Annotated in this window: 15 protein-coding genes; 6 read left to right on the top strand and 9 right to left on the bottom strand. The window is 62.9% G+C overall.

Going from position 1 to position 19,582, the window contains the following annotated elements:
- Positions 1–4: 4 nt before the first annotated feature.
- Positions 5–457 carry an NfeD family protein gene (locus IM737_RS10230; protein WP_236899806.1) on the top strand — a complete coding sequence of 151 codons (453 nt, stop codon included), beginning with the start codon at positions 5–7 and terminating at the stop codon, positions 455–457.
- A gap of 175 nt (positions 458–632) precedes the next feature.
- Positions 633–1,841 (top strand): outer membrane beta-barrel protein, encoded by a 1,209-nt coding sequence (locus IM737_RS10225; RefSeq protein ID WP_236899805.1) that lies wholly within the window; start codon positions 633–635, stop codon positions 1,839–1,841.
- 49 nt (positions 1,842–1,890) lie between these two features.
- On the opposite strand, the gene galU is transcribed toward IM737_RS10225, so the two are convergent.
- Complete coding sequence (gene galU, locus IM737_RS10220; RefSeq protein WP_236899804.1) at positions 1,891–2,775, bottom strand: UTP--glucose-1-phosphate uridylyltransferase GalU; 885 nt, start codon at positions 2,773–2,775, stop codon at positions 1,891–1,893.
- A 97-nt stretch (positions 2,776–2,872) separates the two neighbouring features.
- Here galU and galE point away from each other — a divergent pair, with 97 nt between their 5' ends.
- From galE to IM737_RS10205, 3 genes are all read left to right on the top strand, one after another.
- On the top strand, positions 2,873–3,859 hold the full coding sequence (gene galE, locus IM737_RS10215; RefSeq protein ID WP_236899803.1) for a UDP-glucose 4-epimerase GalE: 987 nt from the start codon (positions 2,873–2,875) through the stop codon (positions 3,857–3,859).
- 159 nt (positions 3,860–4,018) lie between these two features.
- Positions 4,019–5,224, top strand: a complete 1,206-nt coding sequence (locus IM737_RS10210) for a lytic murein transglycosylase (protein WP_236899802.1) — start codon at positions 4,019–4,021, stop codon at positions 5,222–5,224.
- A 72-nt stretch (positions 5,225–5,296) separates the two neighbouring features.
- Positions 5,297–6,472 (top strand): SGNH/GDSL hydrolase family protein, encoded by a 1,176-nt coding sequence (locus IM737_RS10205; RefSeq protein WP_236899801.1) that lies wholly within the window; start codon positions 5,297–5,299, stop codon positions 6,470–6,472.
- Here the strand turns inward: IM737_RS10205 and IM737_RS10200 are convergent.
- From IM737_RS10200 to IM737_RS10170, 7 genes are all read right to left on the bottom strand, one after another.
- A complete protein-coding gene (locus IM737_RS10200; RefSeq protein WP_236899800.1) occupies positions 6,469–6,990 on the bottom strand; it encodes a DUF2087 domain-containing protein in 522 nt (173 codons plus the stop codon). The two genes, IM737_RS10205 and IM737_RS10200, sit on opposite strands and share 4 nt — an antisense overlap.
- Before the next feature lie 174 nt (positions 6,991–7,164).
- Entirely contained in the window at positions 7,165–7,704 is a 540-nt protein-coding gene (hpt, locus tag IM737_RS10195) for a hypoxanthine phosphoribosyltransferase (RefSeq protein WP_236899799.1), read from the bottom strand.
- A gap of 239 nt (positions 7,705–7,943) precedes the next feature.
- Entirely contained in the window at positions 7,944–9,371 is a 1,428-nt protein-coding gene (locus IM737_RS10190) for a glutamate synthase subunit beta (protein WP_236899798.1), read from the bottom strand.
- Entirely contained in the window at positions 9,364–9,912 is a 549-nt protein-coding gene (locus IM737_RS10185) for a hypothetical protein (RefSeq protein WP_236899797.1), read from the bottom strand. The genes IM737_RS10190 and IM737_RS10185 overlap by 8 nt, the downstream gene beginning before the upstream one ends.
- The gene (gene gltB / locus IM737_RS10180) at positions 9,913–14,655 is read right to left on the bottom strand and encodes a glutamate synthase large subunit (protein WP_236899796.1); all 4,743 of its coding nucleotides are present in this window, start codon (positions 14,653–14,655) and stop codon (positions 9,913–9,915) included. It abuts the gene before it with no gap.
- A gap of 629 nt (positions 14,656–15,284) precedes the next feature.
- Positions 15,285–15,884 carry a class I SAM-dependent methyltransferase gene (locus IM737_RS10175; protein WP_236899795.1) on the bottom strand — a complete coding sequence of 200 codons (600 nt, stop codon included), beginning with the start codon at positions 15,882–15,884 and terminating at the stop codon, positions 15,285–15,287.
- Between the two features lie 33 nt (positions 15,885–15,917).
- A complete protein-coding gene (locus IM737_RS10170) occupies positions 15,918–16,967 on the bottom strand; it encodes a hypothetical protein (RefSeq protein ID WP_236899794.1) in 1,050 nt (349 codons plus the stop codon).
- A gap of 334 nt (positions 16,968–17,301) precedes the next feature.
- On the opposite strand from IM737_RS10170, the gene IM737_RS10165 reads away from it, so the two are divergent.
- Positions 17,302–18,531 carry a multidrug effflux MFS transporter gene (locus tag IM737_RS10165; RefSeq protein WP_236899793.1) on the top strand — a complete coding sequence of 410 codons (1,230 nt, stop codon included), beginning with the start codon at positions 17,302–17,304 and terminating at the stop codon, positions 18,529–18,531.
- A 207-nt stretch (positions 18,532–18,738) separates the two neighbouring features.
- On the opposite strand, the gene IM737_RS10160 is transcribed toward IM737_RS10165, so the two are convergent.
- Positions 18,739–19,191 (bottom strand): Hsp20 family protein, encoded by a 453-nt coding sequence (locus IM737_RS10160; RefSeq protein WP_236899792.1) that lies wholly within the window; start codon positions 19,189–19,191, stop codon positions 18,739–18,741.
- Positions 19,192–19,582: the final 391 nt, after the last annotated feature.

Below are 19,582 nucleotides of genomic sequence, written 5' to 3'. Positions count from 1 at the left end.
GATCATGCAGATCGTTGATTTCGTCGCCGCCAATGCGCATTGGTCGTGGATCGTCGCGGGCCTGATCCTGCTGGGACTCGAACTGGTGGTGCCCGGTGGATTTCTGCTTTGGATGGGCATTTCCGGCATCATCACCGGGCTTGCGGCCATGTTCTGGCCCATCGGCTGGCCGCTGCAATGGCTGATCTTCGGCGTGCTGTCGCTGCTGATGATCGCCCTCTGGGTACGCTGGAACCGTAGCCGCCCGACGCCGACGGACCGCCCCTATCTCAACCGTCGGGCCGACCACATGATCGGCCAGGAAGCTGTGCTCGAGCAGGCGATCGCCCAGGGCTTTGGGCGGGTGGTGCTGGGCGACACGGTGTGGCGCGTTTCGGGCGCCGATCTGCCGGTGGGCCATCGCGTGCGCATCATTGGCAGCGAAGGCGCCGTGCTCAAGGTGGAAGCCATCGGCTAGCAAGCATTCGTTAACCATAAGATGGAAGGATCGCCCAGCCTCGGACGGTTCGTTCGTGGGCCTGAATCGGGACGCCGATTCACTTCCAAATGGTTGGCGGAGCAGAATTTTGCGGTTGCGAAACGCGATAGGGCGGGCAGGGGCGATATGCGCGCTCTGCCTCGTCGCGCCCGCAATGGCCGCCTCCGACCATAACAATGGCGATGGTTCGGGCGCTGACAACGAGCGTCTGGTGCCCGGCATCTATCCCGCCGATCCAGTATTGGCCAATGCCGACTGGCTGCGCGAGCCCTATGATCCTTTTTTCGACGTCGACTGGTCGGTGGCTTTGCGCGGCAGCTATACCAAATCGACCAGCGGCGAGCATTTCAATGTGCTGCTGGTACCCACGGTCAGTCTCGACCACGTGGGCAGCCGCTCCGCCATCAACCTCACCGGCAGTGCCGAAATCGTCCGGCCGCTGGATGGGCAGATCGATGTCAGTGCGCTCAGGCTTGGCGTGACCACTGGCTATGCGCTCGACAGCGTCACCAATCTGACGGCGGGCGCCAACCTCTCAGTCACACGCGCTCTGCCGGGGACGCCGGGGCTGGCCAGCGACATCGCCATCGCCCCACAGACCAGCAGCGGCGGCATAGACCTGGGCGTAACGCGCCAGTTCGGCAGGTTCAGCGTCGGGTTGACCGGCGCGCTTGATCGCAACGTCTATGGCCCGACCACGCTCACCGATGCCAGCGTCGTCGACAATTCCGAGCAGAACCTGTGGTCTGCCGATGCCGGGCTGCGGGTCGGTTTCCAGGCGACACCGATCTTCGAGGTCTTCGGCCAGGCCGGGCTCGGTCGCGACATGTTCGACCTGCCCTCGTCAGTGCTGCTGGTCAAGACCGATGCCACGACCGCGACGCTCGAAGCGGGCGTTACCGGTCGCTGGAACGAGATTTTGGAGGCCACCGCCTCGACGGGCGTGGCTTTGCGCCGATTTGATGAGGCGAGCCTGGGCGAGGTCACGACGCAGCTCTACAATGCCAATGTGGTGTTCACGCCCGATCCGACCTGGCGCATGACCGCCGGCTTTGCCACCACCATCGAGCCGCCCGGGCCCAATGGCGGCGGGGTGACGCGCATCGGCTACGGCGCCAATGCCGAGGTTGCCTATACGGTCAATTCCTGGCTGGCCCTGCGGGCGCTGGCGGAGTGGAACAGCGCCAGGTTTATCGGCAGCACCGACACCGAAAGCGGCTATGGCTGGGGCGCGGGCGCCGACTATAATGTCAACGCCCACACGGCTGTTACTGCCGACTATGGCTACGACCATTCGGATAGCACCAGCAATGGCGTGCAGGATGCGCATCGGGTGACGGTGGGGATCACGCTGAGCCGCTAGTGGCGTTCTCACCTCTCCCTTGGGGGAGAGGTGAAGAGGCCCAATTCTTCTAGAGATGCTCTTCCAGATCGAGCTTCCTCAGTTCCTTGACGAAGCCCGGACGGATGTCATCGCGGTCGAGCGCGTAGACCACGTTGGCGGTGAGGAAGCCGATCTTGCTGCCGCAGTCGAAGCTCTGGCCCTCATATTTGACGCCGGTGAACTTCTGGCTCTTCATCAGCGTCTGCATGGCATCGGTCAGCTGGATTTCGCCACCGGCGCCGCGCGGCTGGTCGGCCAGCAGCGAGAAGACCTCTGGCTGCAGGATGTAGCGGCCGGAAATGATCAGGTTGGATGGTGCCTCTTCGCGCTTGGGCTTTTCCACCATCTGGGTGATGCGGAAGCCGTTGTCGGGACCATCGCCGCGGGCGATGACACCGTAGGACGACACTTCGCTTTCGGGCACCTCCTCGACGGCAATGACGTTGCCGCCGGTTTCCTCATAGGCGTCCATCATCTGCTTGAGCACGCCGGGCTCACCCTTGAACAGCATGTCGGGCAGCAGCAGCGCAAACGGGTTGTCGCCGACGATATCGCGGGCGCACCAGACAGCGTGGCCGAGGCCAAGCGGCTCCTGCTGGCGGGTGAAGCTGGTGCGACCGGCCGAGGGCAGATCCCGGCGGAGTTCTTCAAGAGCCTTGGTCTTGCCGCGCACTTCGAGCGTGGTCTCCAGCTCGAACTGGCGATCGAAATGATCCTCGATGACGCCCTTGTTGCGACCGGTGACGAAGACGAAATGCTCGATGCCGGCCTCGCGCGCCTCATCGACCGCGTATTGAATCAGCGGCCGATCCACCACGGTCAGCATTTCCTTGGGAAGCGCCTTGGTGGCAGGCAGGAAACGAGTTCCAAGACCAGCAACCGGAAAGACGGCCGTTCTGACGCGCTTGGGCAAAGGCATAGACTCCATATTCGGGATCGGCGTAAAGCTATCTCAACCACAGTCAAATATCATCAAGGCAAAATAGCGTTTCAATGACAGGAGTTAACGCATGGCGGTGCTGGTAACCGGGGGCGCGGGCTATATCGGCAGCCATATGGTGCTCAATCTCGCCGATGCCGGCGAAAAGGTCGTGGTGCTGGACAATCTGGTCACCGGATTTGATTGGGCTATCGATGGTCGGGCGATCTATGAGCCGGGAAATGCCGGCGATATCGACCTGGTGCGCGGGCTGATCGACAAGCATGGCATCACCGAGATCGTGCATTTCGCCGGCTCCATCGTGGTGCCCGAATCGGTCACCGATCCGCTCAAATATTACGGCAACAACACCGCCACCTCGCGCAGCCTGATCGAGGCTGCCGTCAAGGGCGGGGTGAAGCACTTTATCTTTTCGTCGACCGCTGCCGTCTATGGCATGACCGGGCTGGCGCCGGTGGTGGAAACCACGCCGCTCAATCCGATGTCACCCTATGGCCGGTCCAAGCTGATGACCGAGCTGATGCTGGCCGACGTGGCCGCAGCGCATCCGATGACCTATGGCGTGTTGCGCTATTTCAACGTGGCGGGCGCCGATCCGCAGGGCCGCAGCGGCCAGTCGACGCCGATGGCGACGCATCTGATCAAGGTGGCGTGCCAGACGGCGCTCGGCCAGCGCGAGAAGATGGATATTTTCGGCACCGATTTTGAAACGCCTGATGGCACCGGCGTGCGCGACTATATCCACGTCACCGACCTGATCGCGGCCCATGCGCTGCTGCTCAAGCATTTGCGGGCGGGCGGCGACAGCACGACGCTCAACTGCGCCTATGGCCAGGGCTATTCGGTGCGACAGGTGGTGGACACTGTCCGCAAGGTGACCGGCGTGCATATCCGGGCCGATGAAAGCCCGCGCCGCGCCGGCGATCCGGCCTCGATCACGGCGACTGGCGAGAAGGTACGGGCGTTGCTGGGCTGGGTGCCTCGGCATGACGACCTTACCGAAATCGTCGAATCCGCCTATGCTTGGGAACGGCATCTGATGGTGCGTAACCGGTAGTTGGCCCTGCTTGTAAGCCATGCTCCCGCCAAACTCGAACGTCACCCTCGGGCTTGACCCGAGGGCTCTTCATTTGCTGCGCGTTCGGACAGTACAGTGCCCTCGGGTCAAACCCGAGGGTGACGAGCGGTGGTTGTGAAACACGGTGGACCCTATCCAATGCGCTTGTTGATTTTGGCATTCGGCCTGCTCTTCACCGCCCCCGCCTTTGCCCAACCGGTCGAAAGCTTCGACCAGTTCATCGCCAATTTCCGGTCGCAGGCGCTGGCGGCTGGCATAGACGCCTCGGTCTACGACGCCGCGATGGGCGGCATGACGCCCGATCCGCGGGTGCCGGACCTGGTCACGAGCCAGCCCGAATTCACCACCCCGATGTGGGAGTATATCGAGGGCCGGGTGACATCGAGCCGCATCGAGCGCGGCAAAGCGGCCATTGCGCGCAACAGCGACCTGTTTGCATCCGTCGGCCAGGCTTATGGCGTCGATCCCTACATCCTGGGCGCCATCTGGGGCATGGAGACCGATTATGGCGCCGTGCTTGGCAATGATGGCCTGATCCGACCGATCGTGCGCTCGCTCGCTACGCTGGTGCACCAGCGCCGCACGCGCTTCAGGGAAGACCAGATCGACCTGATCGCGGCCCTGCAACTGGTGCAGCGTGGACCGCTTGATGCGCAGAGCCTTGTTGGGTCATGGGCGGGCGCTATCGGGCACCTGCAGGTCAATCCATCCAATGTGGTGGCGCATGGCACCGACGGGGATGGCGACGGCCGGGTGGACCTGCACAATTCGCTGGCCGATGCACTGGCGACCAGTGCGCGGTTCATTCGCGGGCTCGGCTATCAGCCGGGGGTCGATTGGGGCATGGAGGTGGTCGTGCCTGAGGGCTTCGACTATTTGCTGGCGACGCGGACGCAGCTGCGACCGGTTTCGTTCTTTGCCGAGCGCGGTGTGACCCGGGTAGCGGGGCGGCAGTTCGCTGACGGTAACCTGCCGGTCTTTCTCTATGCGCCGGCGGGCAAGGACGGACCCAAATTCCTGATGACGCAGAATTATCTGGTACTCAAGGGCTACAACTTTTCCGATAGCTACGCGATGAGCGTGGCGCACATGACCGACCGGCTCAAGGGCGGTGGCGGCTTCGTCGATGATTGGCCGCGTGGCACGACCTTCCCCAACCTGGCGCAGCGCAAGGGCATCCAGCAGGCGCTGACCCAGCTTGGCCTTTATCAGGGCGCGGTGGATGGGCTGTTGGGGCCGATCACGCAGGAGGCCTATGCCAGGTTTCAGGCGAGCCGGGGCGAGGTGGCAGACGGCTTTCTCAACCGGGGCGCCTATGAGGCCCTGGCCGCGGCGGTCCAATAACTTCGCAGCGACTGCGTAGAACTGAGCCCCCAGTTCTGCTACCAGGGGATAGATTTGTGGCGTGAGCTGAGCATGGTCCGCATCGTCCTGGCATTTTTGATCGGACTGATCGTCTTTGTCGACGTCGCGCCGGCTTTTGCCCAGAGCGACGAGACTATCGTCGTGGCGCAGGAGCAGCGGCGTCGGACACTGTTTGACCTGCTGTTCGGCGACGAACCCGCTGCCGCCCCCGCGCCGGTCGAGCAGCCGCAACAGCGGGCGCCACGGGCGACACAACAGCAGGCGGCGCCAAGCCTGCCACCGCCCAAGCCGCAGGTCGAGAAGGCCGAGAATGCGACGCGGCTGGCGGTGTTCGGGGACTCGCTTGCCAATGATCTCAGCAAGGCGCTGGATCGCCTCTATGCCGAGGACCCAAACTTGGCGGTCCTGAACCAGGCCGTGAGCAATTCCGGCTTCGTGCGTGACGACTATTTTGACTGGGACGCGGCCATCGACGAGCAGATTGCCGCCGACAGCTTTGACCTTGCGGTGGTGATGATCGGCATCAACGACCGGCAGGAGCTGACGGTCAATGGTGAGGCGGTGCGGTCGTTGACCGACCCCTGGAACGCGGCCTACCAGGCCCGCATCACCAGCTTTCTCAACAAGCTGCGGGCGGCGCGCAAGCCGGTGATCTGGGTGGGACTGCCGCCCATGTCCAAGACCGACTATTCCGCAGCGATCGGCCAGATCAGCAATATCCAGCGACTGGCCAGCTTCTCCGGTGGTGCGGAATTCCTGGATATCTATGAGAGATTTCTGGGCGAGGACGGCAAATACTCGTCCTATGGTCCCGATGTGAACGGGCAGAACGCGCGCATGCGCAAGGACGATGGCATCCATTTTGCCACCGCTGGCGCGGACAAGCTGGCCTTCTATATCAGCCAGTCGATCCGCACTTTCTATCGCGGCGGCGGCGTGAGCGTGGCGGTTGCCGATCCGCTGCTGGGCACCGATGCTGCGGCCATGCTGCGACCGCCCTATCAGGGGCTGGGGCAGACGCGGCTGCTCGAAGTGGCGGGCGCCGTGATCCCGATCAGCCGCGTGCCGGCACGTGCCGGCGATCTGCTGACGGCGACCAGCGTGCCGTTGTCGACGGCGCCGTTCACGCTGGAGCAGTTGGTGACGGCGCCGATCGGGCGGGTGGATGCATTCGGCGTCGGCATCGATCCGACGGCGGTGCCGGTGGAGAACGAATCCGGCCGCTAGGCGCTGGCCCGAGCCGCGACGGCCTCCAGCAACGCCACGGCGTCGGGTGGTGGCGTCTGTTCGATGCGGCGGTAGACGCGGCCATCCGGAGTGCGGGCCAGCATGCCGGCGTCGACCAGCGAGCGGCGCAGGATGGCGTGGTCGCCAAACAGATGCGCGTCGATGATGTATCCGTTCAATTCGGCCTCGCTCAGACGTTCTCCGACTGGAATGCGCGACCAGATCACCCAGAAGCATAACTCTTGGTGGTTGGTCTTGGACGGCCAGCGCACCATTCTACCCTGGGCGTCGAAGTGTCGGCTAACCTTGTCGACGCGGGACTGGTCGTAGGCGGGGATAGTGCTGGGGATAAAACCGGCGCGCAGGGCCTGGAAGTTGGCGTGGCCGGCGGCCTTGGCCAGTAGGTTCAGCATCTCGACATGGGTGGGCTTGTGGTCGAGCGCGTTGATCTGGGCGCGCAGCGATTTGGCCAGCGCGGAGAGATCTGGGTGGGCAAAGGCAATGAGCTGTTTGGTCATGACAATCCTCATCGGGTGCCAAGCGCAATAGGCTTCGTCGGTCGCCGGCTTACGATTGGGCACCCATGGGGATGGGGTCAAACGTCTGTGGTAGAAGCAGGTTTAGCTCCCCAATTGGGGCGGCAACGCCTCGGTGAACTGCGGACCGTGGGCGTCCCTTGTAGCGCGCGGGGACTATTCAGTAAAGCGCACGGCGCCGATATGGGGCAGGTTGCGGTTGCGCTGGGCATAATCGATGCCATAGCCGACGACGAACTTGTCGGGGATATCGAAGCCGATCCATTTGGCCTGCACGTCGGTTTCGCGGCGGCTCGGCTTGTTGAGCAGGGCACAGACTTCCATGCGGCGCGGGTGGCGAGTGCCGAGGATTTCGAGCACATGCTTGAGCGTGTAGCCGGTATCGACGATATCCTCGACAACCAGCACATCGCGGCCGGCGATCTCGCCGCGCAGGTCCTTGAGGATGCGCACTTCGCGGCTGGATTCGGTGGAATTGCCGTAGGACGATGCCTCCATGAAGTCGACTTCGACCGGCAGATCGAGCTCGCGCACCAGGTCGGCGATGAAGATGAACGAGCCGCGCAAGAGGCCGACGACGACGAGCTTGTCGGTGTCGGAGAAGTGCGTGGATATCTCCTTGGCCAGGGCCTCGACACGGGCGGCGATGGCCTTGGCGGAGATCAGTTCGTCGACGATGTAGGGCTTGGTGGTCATGGCGAATCCGGGTCACACAACAGCGGAATCTGTTAGCAGACTGTTAGCATTTAGCGGAGCGGAAGGCGAAGTTCGCCGATGCCTGCGGTGGGTTGAAATTTCTTGAAACCACCGGCCGTCACCCTCGGGCTTGACCCGAGGGCTCTGTACTTCACCGAAGTTCAGCAAGTGTAGAGCCCTCGGGTCAAGCCCGAGGGTGACGCGGTGGGGAGCGACGATGTCGCATCCCCCAAGATTGACTACCGCGGCAGATCCGTCTTGCCCATCAAATCGAAATCGATCGACCGTGCGGCCTGCCTGCCCTCGCGGATCGCCCAGACCACCAGGGATTGGCCGCGGCGCATGTCGCCGGCGGCGTAGACCTTCTCGACCGTGGTCTTGTAGCTCATCGTGTCGGCGAAGAGGTTGCCGCGCTTGTCGAGCTGGGCGCCCAGTTCGGTCAGCATGCCCTCGTGGACCGGCGAGGCGAAGCCGATGGCCAGCAGGACTAGGTCGGCCTTGATGATGAATTCGGTGCCTGATATGGGCTGGCGCTTGCGGTCGACGCGGGCGCATTCGACGCCGGTGACCTGGCCCTTGGCATTGCCGATGATCTTCATCGTGCCGGCGGCGAATTCGCGGATGGCGCCTTCGGCCTGCGATGACGACGTGCGCATCTTGACCGCCCAGTTGGGCCAGTTGGTCAGCTTGTTTTCGAGCTCGGGCGGCATGGGGCGGACGTCGAGCTGGGTGACGGCGATAGCGCCCTGGCGGAAGCTGGTGCCGACGCAGTCGGAAGCGGTGTCACCGCCGCCGACCACCACAACATGCTTGCCTGCCGCCGTAAGCTGCAGTTCAGACGAGGTGTCTTCGCCGCCGAGACGACGGTTCTGCTGCACGAGGAACGGCATGGCGAAATGCACGCCATTGAGCTCGGTGCCTTCGCTGTCGACATCGCGCGGCTTTTCCGCACCACCTGATAGCAGCACGGCGTCATACTGCGCCTGCAGCTCGGACAACGGGCGGGTGACGCCGATATTTTCGTTGTAGTGGAAGGTGACGCCTTCGGCTTCCATCTGGGTGACGCGGAAGTCGATGTGTTCCTTTTCCATCTTGAAGTCGGGGATGCCATAGCGCATCAGCCCGCCGGCCTTGGGCTCGCGTTCGTAGAGGTGAACATCGTGACCGGCGCGGGCCAGTTGCTGGGCCGCGGCCATGCCGGCGGGGCCGGAGCCGACGACGGCGACCGACTTGCCGGTCTTGGTCGCATTGATCTGCGGCCTGACCCAGCCATTGCGGATGGCGCGGTCGGCGATGGCCTGTTCGACCGTCTTGATGGCGACGGGGCTATCTTCCAGGTTCAGCGTGCAGGCTTCCTCGCACGGGGCGGGGCAGATGCGGCCGGTGAATTCGGGGAAGTTGTTGGTGGAATGGAGGTTTCGCGCCGCCTCCTCCCAGTCGCCGTTATAGACGAGGTCGTTCCAGTCCGGAATCTGGTTATGCACCGGGCAGCCGGTATCGCCGTGGCAGAACGGGATGCCGCAATCCATGCAGCGCGCCGCCTGATCGACGATGCGCCCTTCTGACATCGGAATGGTGAACTCGCCGAAATGGCGGATGCGATCGGAGGCCGGTTCGTACCGGGGCTCTTCGCGCTCGATCTCGAGAAAGCCTGTTACCTTACCCATGGGCTCGTCCTTCAATTCCGTTCTGCTGCACACCTTGGCAGGCAGCCGACAGTCCTAATTTCGCAGTCGCGTTGGGAGAGAAGTAGAAGGCTTCCTCTCCCATGTGAAAGGCATTCTGGTAGTCGGAGGTTGTATCAAACAGGTCCGATACAGCTTGGACAACCTCCGCAGTCAGAGGCTGCGTCTGGATGAGTTCACGACGTTTGCCCTTCAGCAAATTGGAAGCCGGAAACTCGATGAACCGGTTGTCAAACGGTTGACTGCGAAAGGCCGCCAAGCGTGCCGTGCTCGCTGCCTTGTAGTCCAACTCGCGTGCCGGCATCTTCCAACTCGCTAGCAAACGCCGCGGCGCCCCACCTCCACAGACGACATAGAGGGCCGCCGGGTCGATGCTCCAGCCCAGTTGGACAGCGCTCTCGTCTACCGAGAGCGCTTCGCTGACGTTGGATATGTCCAACGACGTTGTTGTCCAGTCGTAGGCCAAAAATGCTCCGATCGCCAACACCCCAGACAGCAATGTGAGTATTGCCGCCCGGCCCATCTATTCCGCCGCCGCCATGCCCATGCCGCTCGCCCGCTTCTTTTCCATCTCCTTGATGGCGCGGCGGTATTCGACCGGCATCACCTTGACGAATTTGGGGCGCATCTCGACCCAGTGGTCGAGGATGTACTTGGCGCGGTCCGAGCCTGTGTAGTGCAGGTGGTTGCTGATGAGCTGATGCAGCCGCTCGTCGTCATGCTTGGTCATGTCGCCCGAGATGTCGACGCGGCCATGCCATTCGAGATCTCCGCCGTGATGGTGGAGCTGCTGCATCAACGCTTCTTCCTCGGCGACGGGTTCGAGATCGACCATGGCGAGGTTGCAACGGTCGCGGAAGGTCTCGTCCTCGTCGAGGACATAGGCGACGCCGCCGGACATGCCGGCCGCGAAGTTGCGGCCGGTCTGGCCGATGACGACGACGACACCGCCGGTCATGTATTCGCAGCCGTGGTCGCCCGTGCCTTCGACGACCGCGATGGCGCCGGAGTTGCGGACGGCGAAGCGTTCGCCGGCAATGCCGCGGAAGTAGCATTCGCCCGCGATGGCGCCGTAGAGCACTGTGTTGCCGACGATGATGGACTTGGACGGCTCGAAGCTCACCTTGTCGGACGGGCGGACCACGATGCGGCCGCCGGAGAGGCCCTTGCCGACATAGTCGTTGGCGTCGCCCACCATGTCGATGGAGATGCCGCGGGCGAGGAAGGCGCCGAAGGCCTGTCCAGCCGTGCCTGTCAGCTTGATCGAGATGGTGTCATCAGGCAGGCCCTCATGGCCATACTTGCGGGCGAGGGCGCCCGAGAGCATGGCACCGGCCGAGCGGTCGCGGCTGCGGATGGGCAGCTCGATCTGCACGGCTTCGCCACGGGCGAGCGCCGGCTCGGCCAGTTCGACCAGCTTGCGGTCGAGCACGGCTTCCAGATGATGGTTCTGGTATTCGGAGTGATAGAGCGTGTCGCCGCCGATCGGCTCGGGCTTGTAGATGAGCTTGGAAAAATCGACGCCTTCGCTCTTCCAGTAATCGACCATCTTGCGCTGATCGAGCAGGTCGGACCGGCCGGTGAGCTCGCGCAGGGTGCGGGCACCCATTGAGGCCATCAGGCCGCGCAGCTCTTCGGCGATGAAGAAGAAGTAGTTGATGACGTGCTCGGGCGTGCCCTTGAAGCGCTTGCGCAGCACCGGGTCCTGGGTGGCGACGCCAACCGGACAGGTGTTGAGATGGCACTTGCGCATCATGATGCAGCCGGCCGCGATCAGCGGTGCGGTCGAGAAGCCGAACTCATCGGCGCCGAGCAAGGCACCGATCAGCACGTCGCGGCCGGTCTTGAGACCGCCATCGACCTGGAGGACAACGCGCGAGCGCAGGCGGTTGAGCACCAGCGTCTGGTGGGTTTCGGCCAGGCCGATTTCCCATGGGCCGCCGGCATGCTTGAGCGAGGTCAGAGGCGATGCGCCCGTGCCGCCGTCATAGCCGGAGACGGTGATGTGATCGGCGCGCGCCTTGGCAACGCCGGCAGCGACCGTGCCGACGCCCACTTCGGACACCAGCTTGACCGAGATATCGGCCTGCTCGTTGACGTTCTTGAGATCGTAGATGAGCTGGGCGAGATCTTCGATGGAATAGATGTCGTGATGCGGCGGCGGGCTGATCAGGCCCACGCCGGGAGTGGAATGGCGCGTCTTGGCGACGACCCAGTCGACCTTGTGGCCGGGCAATTGGCCGCCCTCGCCGGGCTTGGCGCCCTGCGCGACCTTGATCTGGAGCTGATCGGCATTGACCAGGTATTCGGTGGTGACGCCGAAGCGGCCGGACGCGATCTGCTTGATGGCCGAGCGCATCGGGTTGCGCGAGCCGTCTGGAAGTGGCTTGTAGCGATCGGGCTCCTCGCCGCCTTCGCCGGTGTTGGACTTGCCGCCAATGCGGTTCATCGCCTGGGCCAGCGTCGTGTGGGCTTCGCGCGAGATCGAGCCGAAGGACATGGCGCCGGTGACAAAGCGCTTGACGATCTCCACCGCCGGCTCGACTTCGTCAAGCGGCACGGCTTCGCCAATCGGGCGGATGTCGAAGAGGTTGCGGATGGCGAGGTAGCCGTTTTCGCCCGAGTTCACGCGCGCGGCAAAGCTGTCGTAGCGATCCTGCGCGGTTTCGGGCGATTCATCCTTGGTGCGCACGGCGTGCTGCAGATCGGACACGACATCCGGGCTCCAGGCATGCTTCTCGCCGCGGATGCGGTACATGTATTCGCCGCCGACATCGAGCGCCTTGCGCAGCACGACATCGTCGCCAAAGGCGTCGCGGTGGCGGCGCACGGTTTCCTCGGCGACTTCAGCGAGGCCCACGCCCTCAATGGAGGTGGCGGTGCCGAAGAAGAAGCGCTTGACGAAATCGGAGTGCAAGCCGACCGCGTCGAAGATCTGGGCGCCGCAATAGGACTGGTAGGTCGAGATGCCCATCTTGGACATGACCTTGAGCAGCCCCTTACCCACCGACTTGATGTAGCGGTAGATAACTTCGTGGGCATCGACCTCGGCCGGGAATTCGCCCTCTGCGTGAAGGGCAGCGAGCGTCTCGAAAGCCAGATAGGGGTTGATGGCTTCGGCGCCGTAGCCGGCCAGCATGGCGAAATGGTGCATTTCGCGGGCTTCGCCGGTCTCGACGACGAGGCCCGAGGAGGTGCGCAGGCCCTTGCGGATCAGGTGGTGATGCACGGCCGCCGTCGCCAGCAGAGCCGGAATGGCAATGCGGTCGGAGGCGACGAGGCGGTCGGACAGCACGATGATGTTGTACTCGCCGGCAATGGCAGCCTCGGCCTGCTCGGAGATCGACTGGATAGCCGCTTCCATGCCTGCCGCGCCGCTATCGGCGGGGTAGGTGATGTCGATGGTCTTGGTCTTGAACTGGTTGTCGACCATGTCACCGATGGCGCGGATCTTTTCGAGATCCTCGTTGGTGAGAATGGGCTGACGGACTTCGAGGCGCTTCTCGCGCGAGGCGCCGGCCAGATCGAAAATGTTGGGACGCGGGCCGATGAAGCTGACGAGCGACATCACCGATTCCTCACGGATCGGATCGATCGGCGGGTTCGTCACCTGGGCGAAGTTCTGCTTGAAATAGGTGTAGAGGAGCTTCGACTTCTGGCTCAGCGCCGATATCGGCGTGTCCGTGCCCATCGAGCCGACGGCTTCCTGTCCGGTCGTGGCCATGGGCGCCATCAACAGCTTGATGTCTTCCTGCGTATAACCGAAGGCCTGCATGCGATCGAGCAGCGACTCCGACGTCACCGGGGCCTTGGGCTCGGTTTCGGGCAGGTCTTCGAGCACGATCTGGCTGCGGGCCAGCCACTCGGCATAGGGGTTCTTGGTGGCGAGCGTGCGCTTGATCTCGTCGTCCGAGATGATGCGGCCCTCTTCGAGGTCGATCAGCAGCATGCGACCCGGCTGCAGGCGCCAGCGCTCGACGATGTCTTCGTCCGGGATATCGAGTACGCCGGATTCGGAGGCGAGCACGACATGGCCTTCGCGCGTCACCAGGTAACGTGCGGGGCGCAGGCCGTTGCGGTCGAGGGTGGCCACGACGTAGCGACCGTCCGAAAGCGACATGGCGGCCGGGCCGTCCCACGGCTCCATGAGTGCAGCGTGATACTCATAGAAGGCGCGGCGCGTCTCATCCATCAGCGGATTGCCGGCCCAGGCTTCGGGGATCAGCATCATCGCCGCATGCGGCAGCGAATAGCCGCCGCGCACGAGGAATTCGAGCGCGTTGTCAAAGCAGGCCGTGTCGGACTGACCCTCATAGGAGATCGGCCAGATCTTGGTGATATCGTCGCCGAACAGCGGCGAAGACACCGATGCCTGGCGGGCGGCCATCCAGTTGACGTTGCCGCGGATGGTGTTGATCTCACCATTGTGCGTGGTCATGCGGTAGGGATGGGCCAGCTTCCAGGACGGGAAGGTGTTGGTCGAGAAGCGCTGGTGCACCAGGGCGATCGCCGACTCGAAGCTTTCGTCGCTGAGGTCGGGGTAGAAAGCCTTGAGCTGGGCGGCGAGGAACATGCCCTTGTAGACCACGGTGCGGGCCGACATGGAGACGACGTAAAAGCCGTTGTCGCCGTCGCTTTCGGGCACGGCGGCGTAGACCGTGTTGGAGATGACCTTGCGGACGATGAGCAGCTTGCGCTCGAATTCATCGAGGCTGAGTCCAGCTGGGCGGGCGATGACCATCTGCTCGATGATCGGCTGGGTGGCGATGACGCCTTCGCTCAGTGGGCTGTTGTCGGTGGGAACGATGCGTTCGCCGAGCAGCGTCAGGCCCTCGGCGGCCAGCACGCCGCGTACGACTTCAGCGCAACGATCGCGGAGTTCGACGATGTTGGGATAGAACAGCATGGCCACGGCGTAGCCGTGCTTCTCCGGCAGCGCGAAGGGCAGGACCTTGCTGAAGAAGCCGTGCGGGGTCTGCACCAGGATGCCGGCACCGTCGCCCATCAGGGGATCGGCACCGACAGCACCGCGATGCTCGAGGTTCTCGAGGATTTCGAGACCCTTCTCGACCACTTCATGGCTGGGCTTGTTCTTGATGTTGGCGATCATGCCGATGCCGCAGGCATCGTGCTCGTTGGCCGGATCGTAGAGACCCTGGGCCTCGGGGCGGCCGGAAACGACGCGGCGACCATGTTCGATCAAGGTGGTGCGGTTGGCTTTAGTCGTCGTGACCGGGAGTTCGTGTCCGTTCCGCGCGTGTGCCATGGCATGTTCCTCGTTTCGTTGGTCGCGCCCGTTTCCGGGCAGTGTCGCTATGTCGTGTGCATCCTGATGGTGCCGGTCAACCGGCGGGCTGGATGCGTTATCGTCCTCAGGGTGGGCGCGTTGTTCAGGCGGGTCGTACTACGGTACGGCTCGAAAGAGCAAATGCGTCCATGCGTGGGGAGTGGCGCTGCATCCAAATGGCCACTCGTTTCGGACTATATTAGTCCCGCCTATCCGTTTCCGCTCATGCAAAGCGGGCCAGCCGGACCGGCGTGCGTGCTGGCCGCGGAGAGCGGGGCGACGCGTCAGATAGGACAGGTTTGCTGCCCTAACCTCTGCACATTTGCATAATTCCAAACTGGGAGCAAGCGTCTTTGCCATGGTTCCGTCACAGAAAATAGGACTTTGCCTGTATTTGTGTAGGAAACGATAGGAAAGGTGGGACCTGTGCCTGTTTTCTTCGGATTGCACGAATGTCTTCGCACCCACCACGCGTCACCCTCGGGCCTGACCCGAGGGGTCTATACTAACCAAAAGTTCCGCAAGTGCAGAGCCCTCGGGTCAAGCCCGAGGGTGACGGCCGGTGGTTGGGCGGCAGGCCAGTATGTGCTGTCGGACACTGCGGGACGCTAATCCTTGCGGGCGATGAAATGGTAGAGATGCCAGTGTTTTGCCGTGCCGTTGAGGGTCTGGCTGTTGGGATCTTCCTCTTCACGGAAGCTGAGCACCGTCAGCGGCGACAGCAAGGCCTTGGCCTCGTCCAGCCTCTGGAACGTCATGTTGGGGGTGCCGACCCAGTCGTCGCGGTCGCCGAAGAACTGGCCGGTGAGGACGCCACCCGGTTTCAACGAGGCGAGGATGGCAGCAAAGACGCGGTCGAATACGTCGGGGCGGATGAAGGGCAGCGCGTATTGGGCGTTGAGCAGATCGTAGGCGCCGCGTGGGAAGGCGAATTCCTCGAAGCTGGCGATCAGATAATCGAAGCGATCGGCTGGGAGGGTATCGGCGATTTCCTGCGCGATGGGCTCGCCGTCGAGCGCGGTAACGTGGCGGAAGCCGATGTCGAGCAAGTGGATCGCGTCGTTCAGCGCGCCGGCGCCGATATCGAGGGCGGAATCGCGGCCCGGCGTTAGTGCCAGAGCTTCGAGCAGCAGCGGGCGCGGCGGCTTGCCCGCTGCCCGCTCGGCATATTTGTACCAGCCTTCGAAATTGTCGGCGAACTTTGCCATGGCTGGCTCCAGTGAGGTGGAGCCAGCTTAGCGTCAGGGCGTGACGACGTCGACTTCGTTGCCGTCCATATCGTAGGCGACGCGGCCACTGGTCCAACCGTCGTCGAGCTCGGCGCGGACTTCGACCACCAGGCGATCGTCCTCGGGGGTCATGAACAGGATGGAACGGCCGATGGTGTAGCGGAACACTGTCATGCCATCCATGCCCATGCGTTCGATAGTGCGCTGCTCCAAGTCCTCCAGCATGCTGGCGTCGAGAGCGGCGATATCAGCAATGGTAAAGGTGCGGTCGAGCGTGGGGCCGAGGGGTGTTCCCGCCATCATCGATTCCCGCCGATCCATGGAATCGGCGTCGACCAGAATCTCGGCAACTTCGCCGGGATTCTGCGGGTCTTCCATCTGGATGATGGCCTTGCTGTCATCGATGAAAATCTCGGCATAGCGGGCATTAGGCCCGAATTCCTCGGCAAGCCGGGCCAGCGTGCCCGCGACCGTAGCTGGCGCGAGCCATGGCCCGGCCTCCACTTGGGCACTCTGGGGCAGGACGATATCAACGACCTGAGCATTGGCGGTGAGGAACACCGAACCAGTTTCGCCGCCAGGCTGGGCAAAATGCACTTCCCAGATCGGGATTAGCTTCTTGCTGGTGCGGGTGGTGGGCATGGTGCCCTCGATCTCGGTGATCTCGGCCCCTGATATGGCGAAGGCATCGAATGCAGCCTTCTTGACCTGGGGCAGGCTATCGAGGGGCAGGTCGGCCAACGGAAACGGCTTGCTGTCGCCCATGCCCAGGGCGCTGAAATTGGGCATGCTCGTGCCGGAATAGACGGTCAGCCCATCCCAATAATAGTCCGTGGTCTGCTCGGGATCGCTGCGGTGATCGGCGGTGATCGAAATGCGGTCATCGCTGATAGTGATGTCATGGATCAGCGCCGACCCGATCGTGTCAGCCAGCGCCCGCTCGGCAGCGGCCATCGGCCAGGTATCGGTAGCGAGAAATTCAGCGGCCTGCAGCGCCGGCGCGATCAGCAGGGCCGTGGAAACCAATCCGGCAAGGCGTAGGCTGTGAAAGGGCGAGTGCATGGCAAGCCTCCCAGGGCACGGGATCGAGTATAGCATAAGATTGGGGAGGATGTGGTGACTGGGGGATGAATGGGATGTTCAGATTTGAGCGGGGGACGGGGGTCCCCATGGCTTAGGCGAGTGGGGGCGCAGACAGACGGCTTATGGCGGCGATAATCTGATTGTTGCCGCACAGAACGTCGAGTTGACGGACATTCCTCCGCGCCGTAACAATTGGCCCATGATGATCGAAAACGGCATGGTCGTAGTAGGCGCGCGCATGGGCAAGGCAGCATAGCTGCCAGGCGAAAGCACCCATGCGCGGAGAAATCAGCCCCTCACAGGGGCTTTTTTATTGCCTCGTTTTCCACACAAGCAATTGGCTTTGATCATGCCAGGTTCATCAGCTTCTCCTCGCCTGTCCACGTTGGTCTTTCTGTCGGCACTTGCTATCCTGCCGATCAACTTTTTCCTTCCATCTCTCCCCCAAATGGCCGCCGAATTTGGCGTGGATTATGGACTAATCGGGCTTTCGCTGGCGGCCTATGCAATTGTGTCAGCATGCCTTCAGCTCGTTTTGGGCCCGCTCTCGGACCGTTTTGGTCGCCGGCCTGTAATCCTCGGGGCACTGGCGATATTTATCGCTGCGACAGTCGGCTGCGCCCTAGCGCCAGATGCCTGGACCTTCCTTGCCTGCCGGATGGTGCAGGCTGTGATCGCGCCAACCTATGGGGTGTCGCTCGCGGTGATCCGTGACACGACCAATCGAGAACAGACCGCAGGTCGGTTCGGCTATTTGGCCATGGCGTGGGCCATTGCGCCCATGCTCGGCCCCACGGCAGGCGGGCTGCTTGATCAGGTATTTGGCTGGCGGGCCAGCTTCTACGTTCTGGCGCTTTTTGGAATCGCGGTCCTCGCATTGTGTTGGACCGACCTGCGCGAGACGAAGACGTCGCGATCCATGACGATGCTGGAGCAGTACAAGGCCTATCCCGAACTGCTCGGCTCAAAACGCTTCCTGGCCTATTGCCTGTGCATGGCCTTCTCGGTCGGTGCCTTCTATGCCTTCCTGGCTGGCGCCCCGCTGGCCGCTTCAGCCTTCAATCTATCGCCAGCAGTTCTGGGTCTCTACATGGGCTCGATTACAGGCGGCTTCGTGCTCGGCAGTTTTCTGGCCGGGCGGCTCGCCGGCAATCTCCCGGAGGCCACCCTGCTGATTGCAGGGAGGATTGTGGCTTGCGCGGGGCTCTTGTTCGGCATCGTCCTGTACTTTACCGGCGTCGATCATGTGGTGGCATTGTTCGGGCCATGCCTTTTCGTCGGGGTATCGAACGGACTTACGCAGCCCAGTGCCACCGCTGCGGCAATTTCGGTTCGCGCAACGCTGACGGGAAGCGCCGCCGGTCTCGCCGGCGCGATCACCGTTGCAGGCGCGTCCATTATGGCAGCGATCGCAGGTGCCGTTTTGACGGCAGAGAATGCTCGGCCTGGCCTGCTAATGGTTATGATGGCCTCAGCGATTGTCGCTCTGGTTGCAGCCCTGTTAGCTCGTCATCTCGAAATTGATACGCCCCAAACGACATAATCAAAGGAGAACGCGCCACGTCTGCTTTCGGCGAAGGCAAAACTTTACGATGGGCGACGGCCGCCGTTGCAACTGTCGGCATTGACTTCACCTGACCCGCCGGTCGCTGCGACCAACGCCCACAACACAAAAAGGCGCACCCCTTGCGGGCTGCGCCTCTATCGTCACCGGGAGGTGATCGGCCTGCCGAAGCAGAAGACTGCGCGGCTAGTTGACAGAGTTATCCTCAATCGAGGGATGGCTGCCGTTGATCTGGATGGAGCGCGGCTTCTTGCTTTCGGGCAGTTCGCGCTTCAGTTCCAGGTGCAGCAGGCCGTTTTCGAGCGTGGCGCCGTGGACCTCGACATAGTCGGCCAGCTGGAAGCGGAGCTCGAAAGCGCGCTCGGCAATGCCGCGATGGAGGAATTCACGGGCCTTGTCGGCCTCGGCAGCCTTGGCGCCCTTGACGACCAGGCTGTTCTCCTTGGTCTCGATGGCGATATCGCCATTGGCGAAACCGGCTACGGCAATCGAGATACGGAAGGCGTCTTCGCCGATGCGCTCGATATTGTAGGGAGGATAGGTCTTGGCTTCCTGCCCGACCAGATTGTCGAGGCGGTTGAAGACGCGGTCAAAGCCGACGGTGGAGCGATAGAAGGGGGAAAAATCGATGGTCTGCATAGTCACATTCTCCGTAAAGCAACGTGGATGTCCCGGTGGTCTCGGACGACGCTCCCAGCAATAGGCGAGCGGTGTATTTCGAGGTCGGGGTTCCCGGAAAGTCCGGCGAACGATTGAAATATGGGAGGGGATTTTCGGGGTTCAAGGGGTGGTTGGCTGACGTTTCAGTCGACACCCTCCCCCTTGTGGGGAGGGATCAAGGGTGGGGGTTGGTTTGGCCACGATATCGGGGTTCCCGCACCCCCTCCCGAGCGCCGCTAGGCGCTGCGCGCCAAGCTTTGCTTGCCCTCCCCACAAGGGGGAGGGTGGTCGACTGGTGATCCGGCCTGGAAGGCGTGCCCAAAGATGAACCGAATATGAACGTGCTGGTCCGGTTGAGTTCAGCGGGGTG

It is taken from the genome of Devosia sp. SL43, from assembly GCF_021729885.1.
Classification (GTDB): Bacteria; Pseudomonadota; Alphaproteobacteria; order Rhizobiales; family Devosiaceae; genus Devosia.
Note: the sequence above shows the minus strand (reverse complement) of the source record. Positions and strands in the feature narration are given on the sequence as shown.

Excerpts from the sequence above, each read along its gene's own strand:
- IM737_RS10230 (WP_236899806.1), top strand. The coding sequence starts at position 5 with ATGCAGATCGTTGATTTCGTCGCCGCCAATGCGCATTGGTCGTGGATC.
- IM737_RS10225 (WP_236899805.1), top strand. The coding sequence starts at position 633 with ATGGCCGCCTCCGACCATAACAATGGCGATGGTTCGGGCGCTGACAAC.
- galE (WP_236899803.1), top strand. The coding sequence starts at position 2,873 with ATGGCGGTGCTGGTAACCGGGGGCGCGGGCTATATCGGCAGCCATATG.
- IM737_RS10210 (WP_236899802.1), top strand. The coding sequence starts at position 4,019 with ATGCGCTTGTTGATTTTGGCATTCGGCCTGCTCTTCACCGCCCCCGCC.
- IM737_RS10205 (WP_236899801.1), top strand. The coding sequence starts at position 5,297 with ATGGTCCGCATCGTCCTGGCATTTTTGATCGGACTGATCGTCTTTGTC.
- IM737_RS10200 (WP_236899800.1), bottom strand. The coding sequence starts at position 6,990 with ATGACCAAACAGCTCATTGCCTTTGCCCACCCAGATCTCTCCGCGCTG.
- hpt (WP_236899799.1), bottom strand. The coding sequence starts at position 7,704 with ATGACCACCAAGCCCTACATCGTCGACGAACTGATCTCCGCCAAGGCC.
- IM737_RS10190 (WP_236899798.1), bottom strand. The coding sequence starts at position 9,371 with ATGGGTAAGGTAACAGGCTTTCTCGAGATCGAGCGCGAAGAGCCCCGG.
- IM737_RS10185 (WP_236899797.1), bottom strand. The coding sequence starts at position 9,912 with ATGGGCCGGGCGGCAATACTCACATTGCTGTCTGGGGTGTTGGCGATC.
- gltB (WP_236899796.1), bottom strand. The coding sequence starts at position 14,655 with ATGGCACACGCGCGGAACGGACACGAACTCCCGGTCACGACGACTAAA.
- IM737_RS10175 (WP_236899795.1), bottom strand. The coding sequence starts at position 15,884 with ATGGCAAAGTTCGCCGACAATTTCGAAGGCTGGTACAAATATGCCGAG.
- IM737_RS10170 (WP_236899794.1), bottom strand. The coding sequence starts at position 16,967 with ATGCACTCGCCCTTTCACAGCCTACGCCTTGCCGGATTGGTTTCCACG.
- IM737_RS10160 (WP_236899792.1), bottom strand. The coding sequence starts at position 19,191 with ATGCAGACCATCGATTTTTCCCCCTTCTATCGCTCCACCGTCGGCTTT.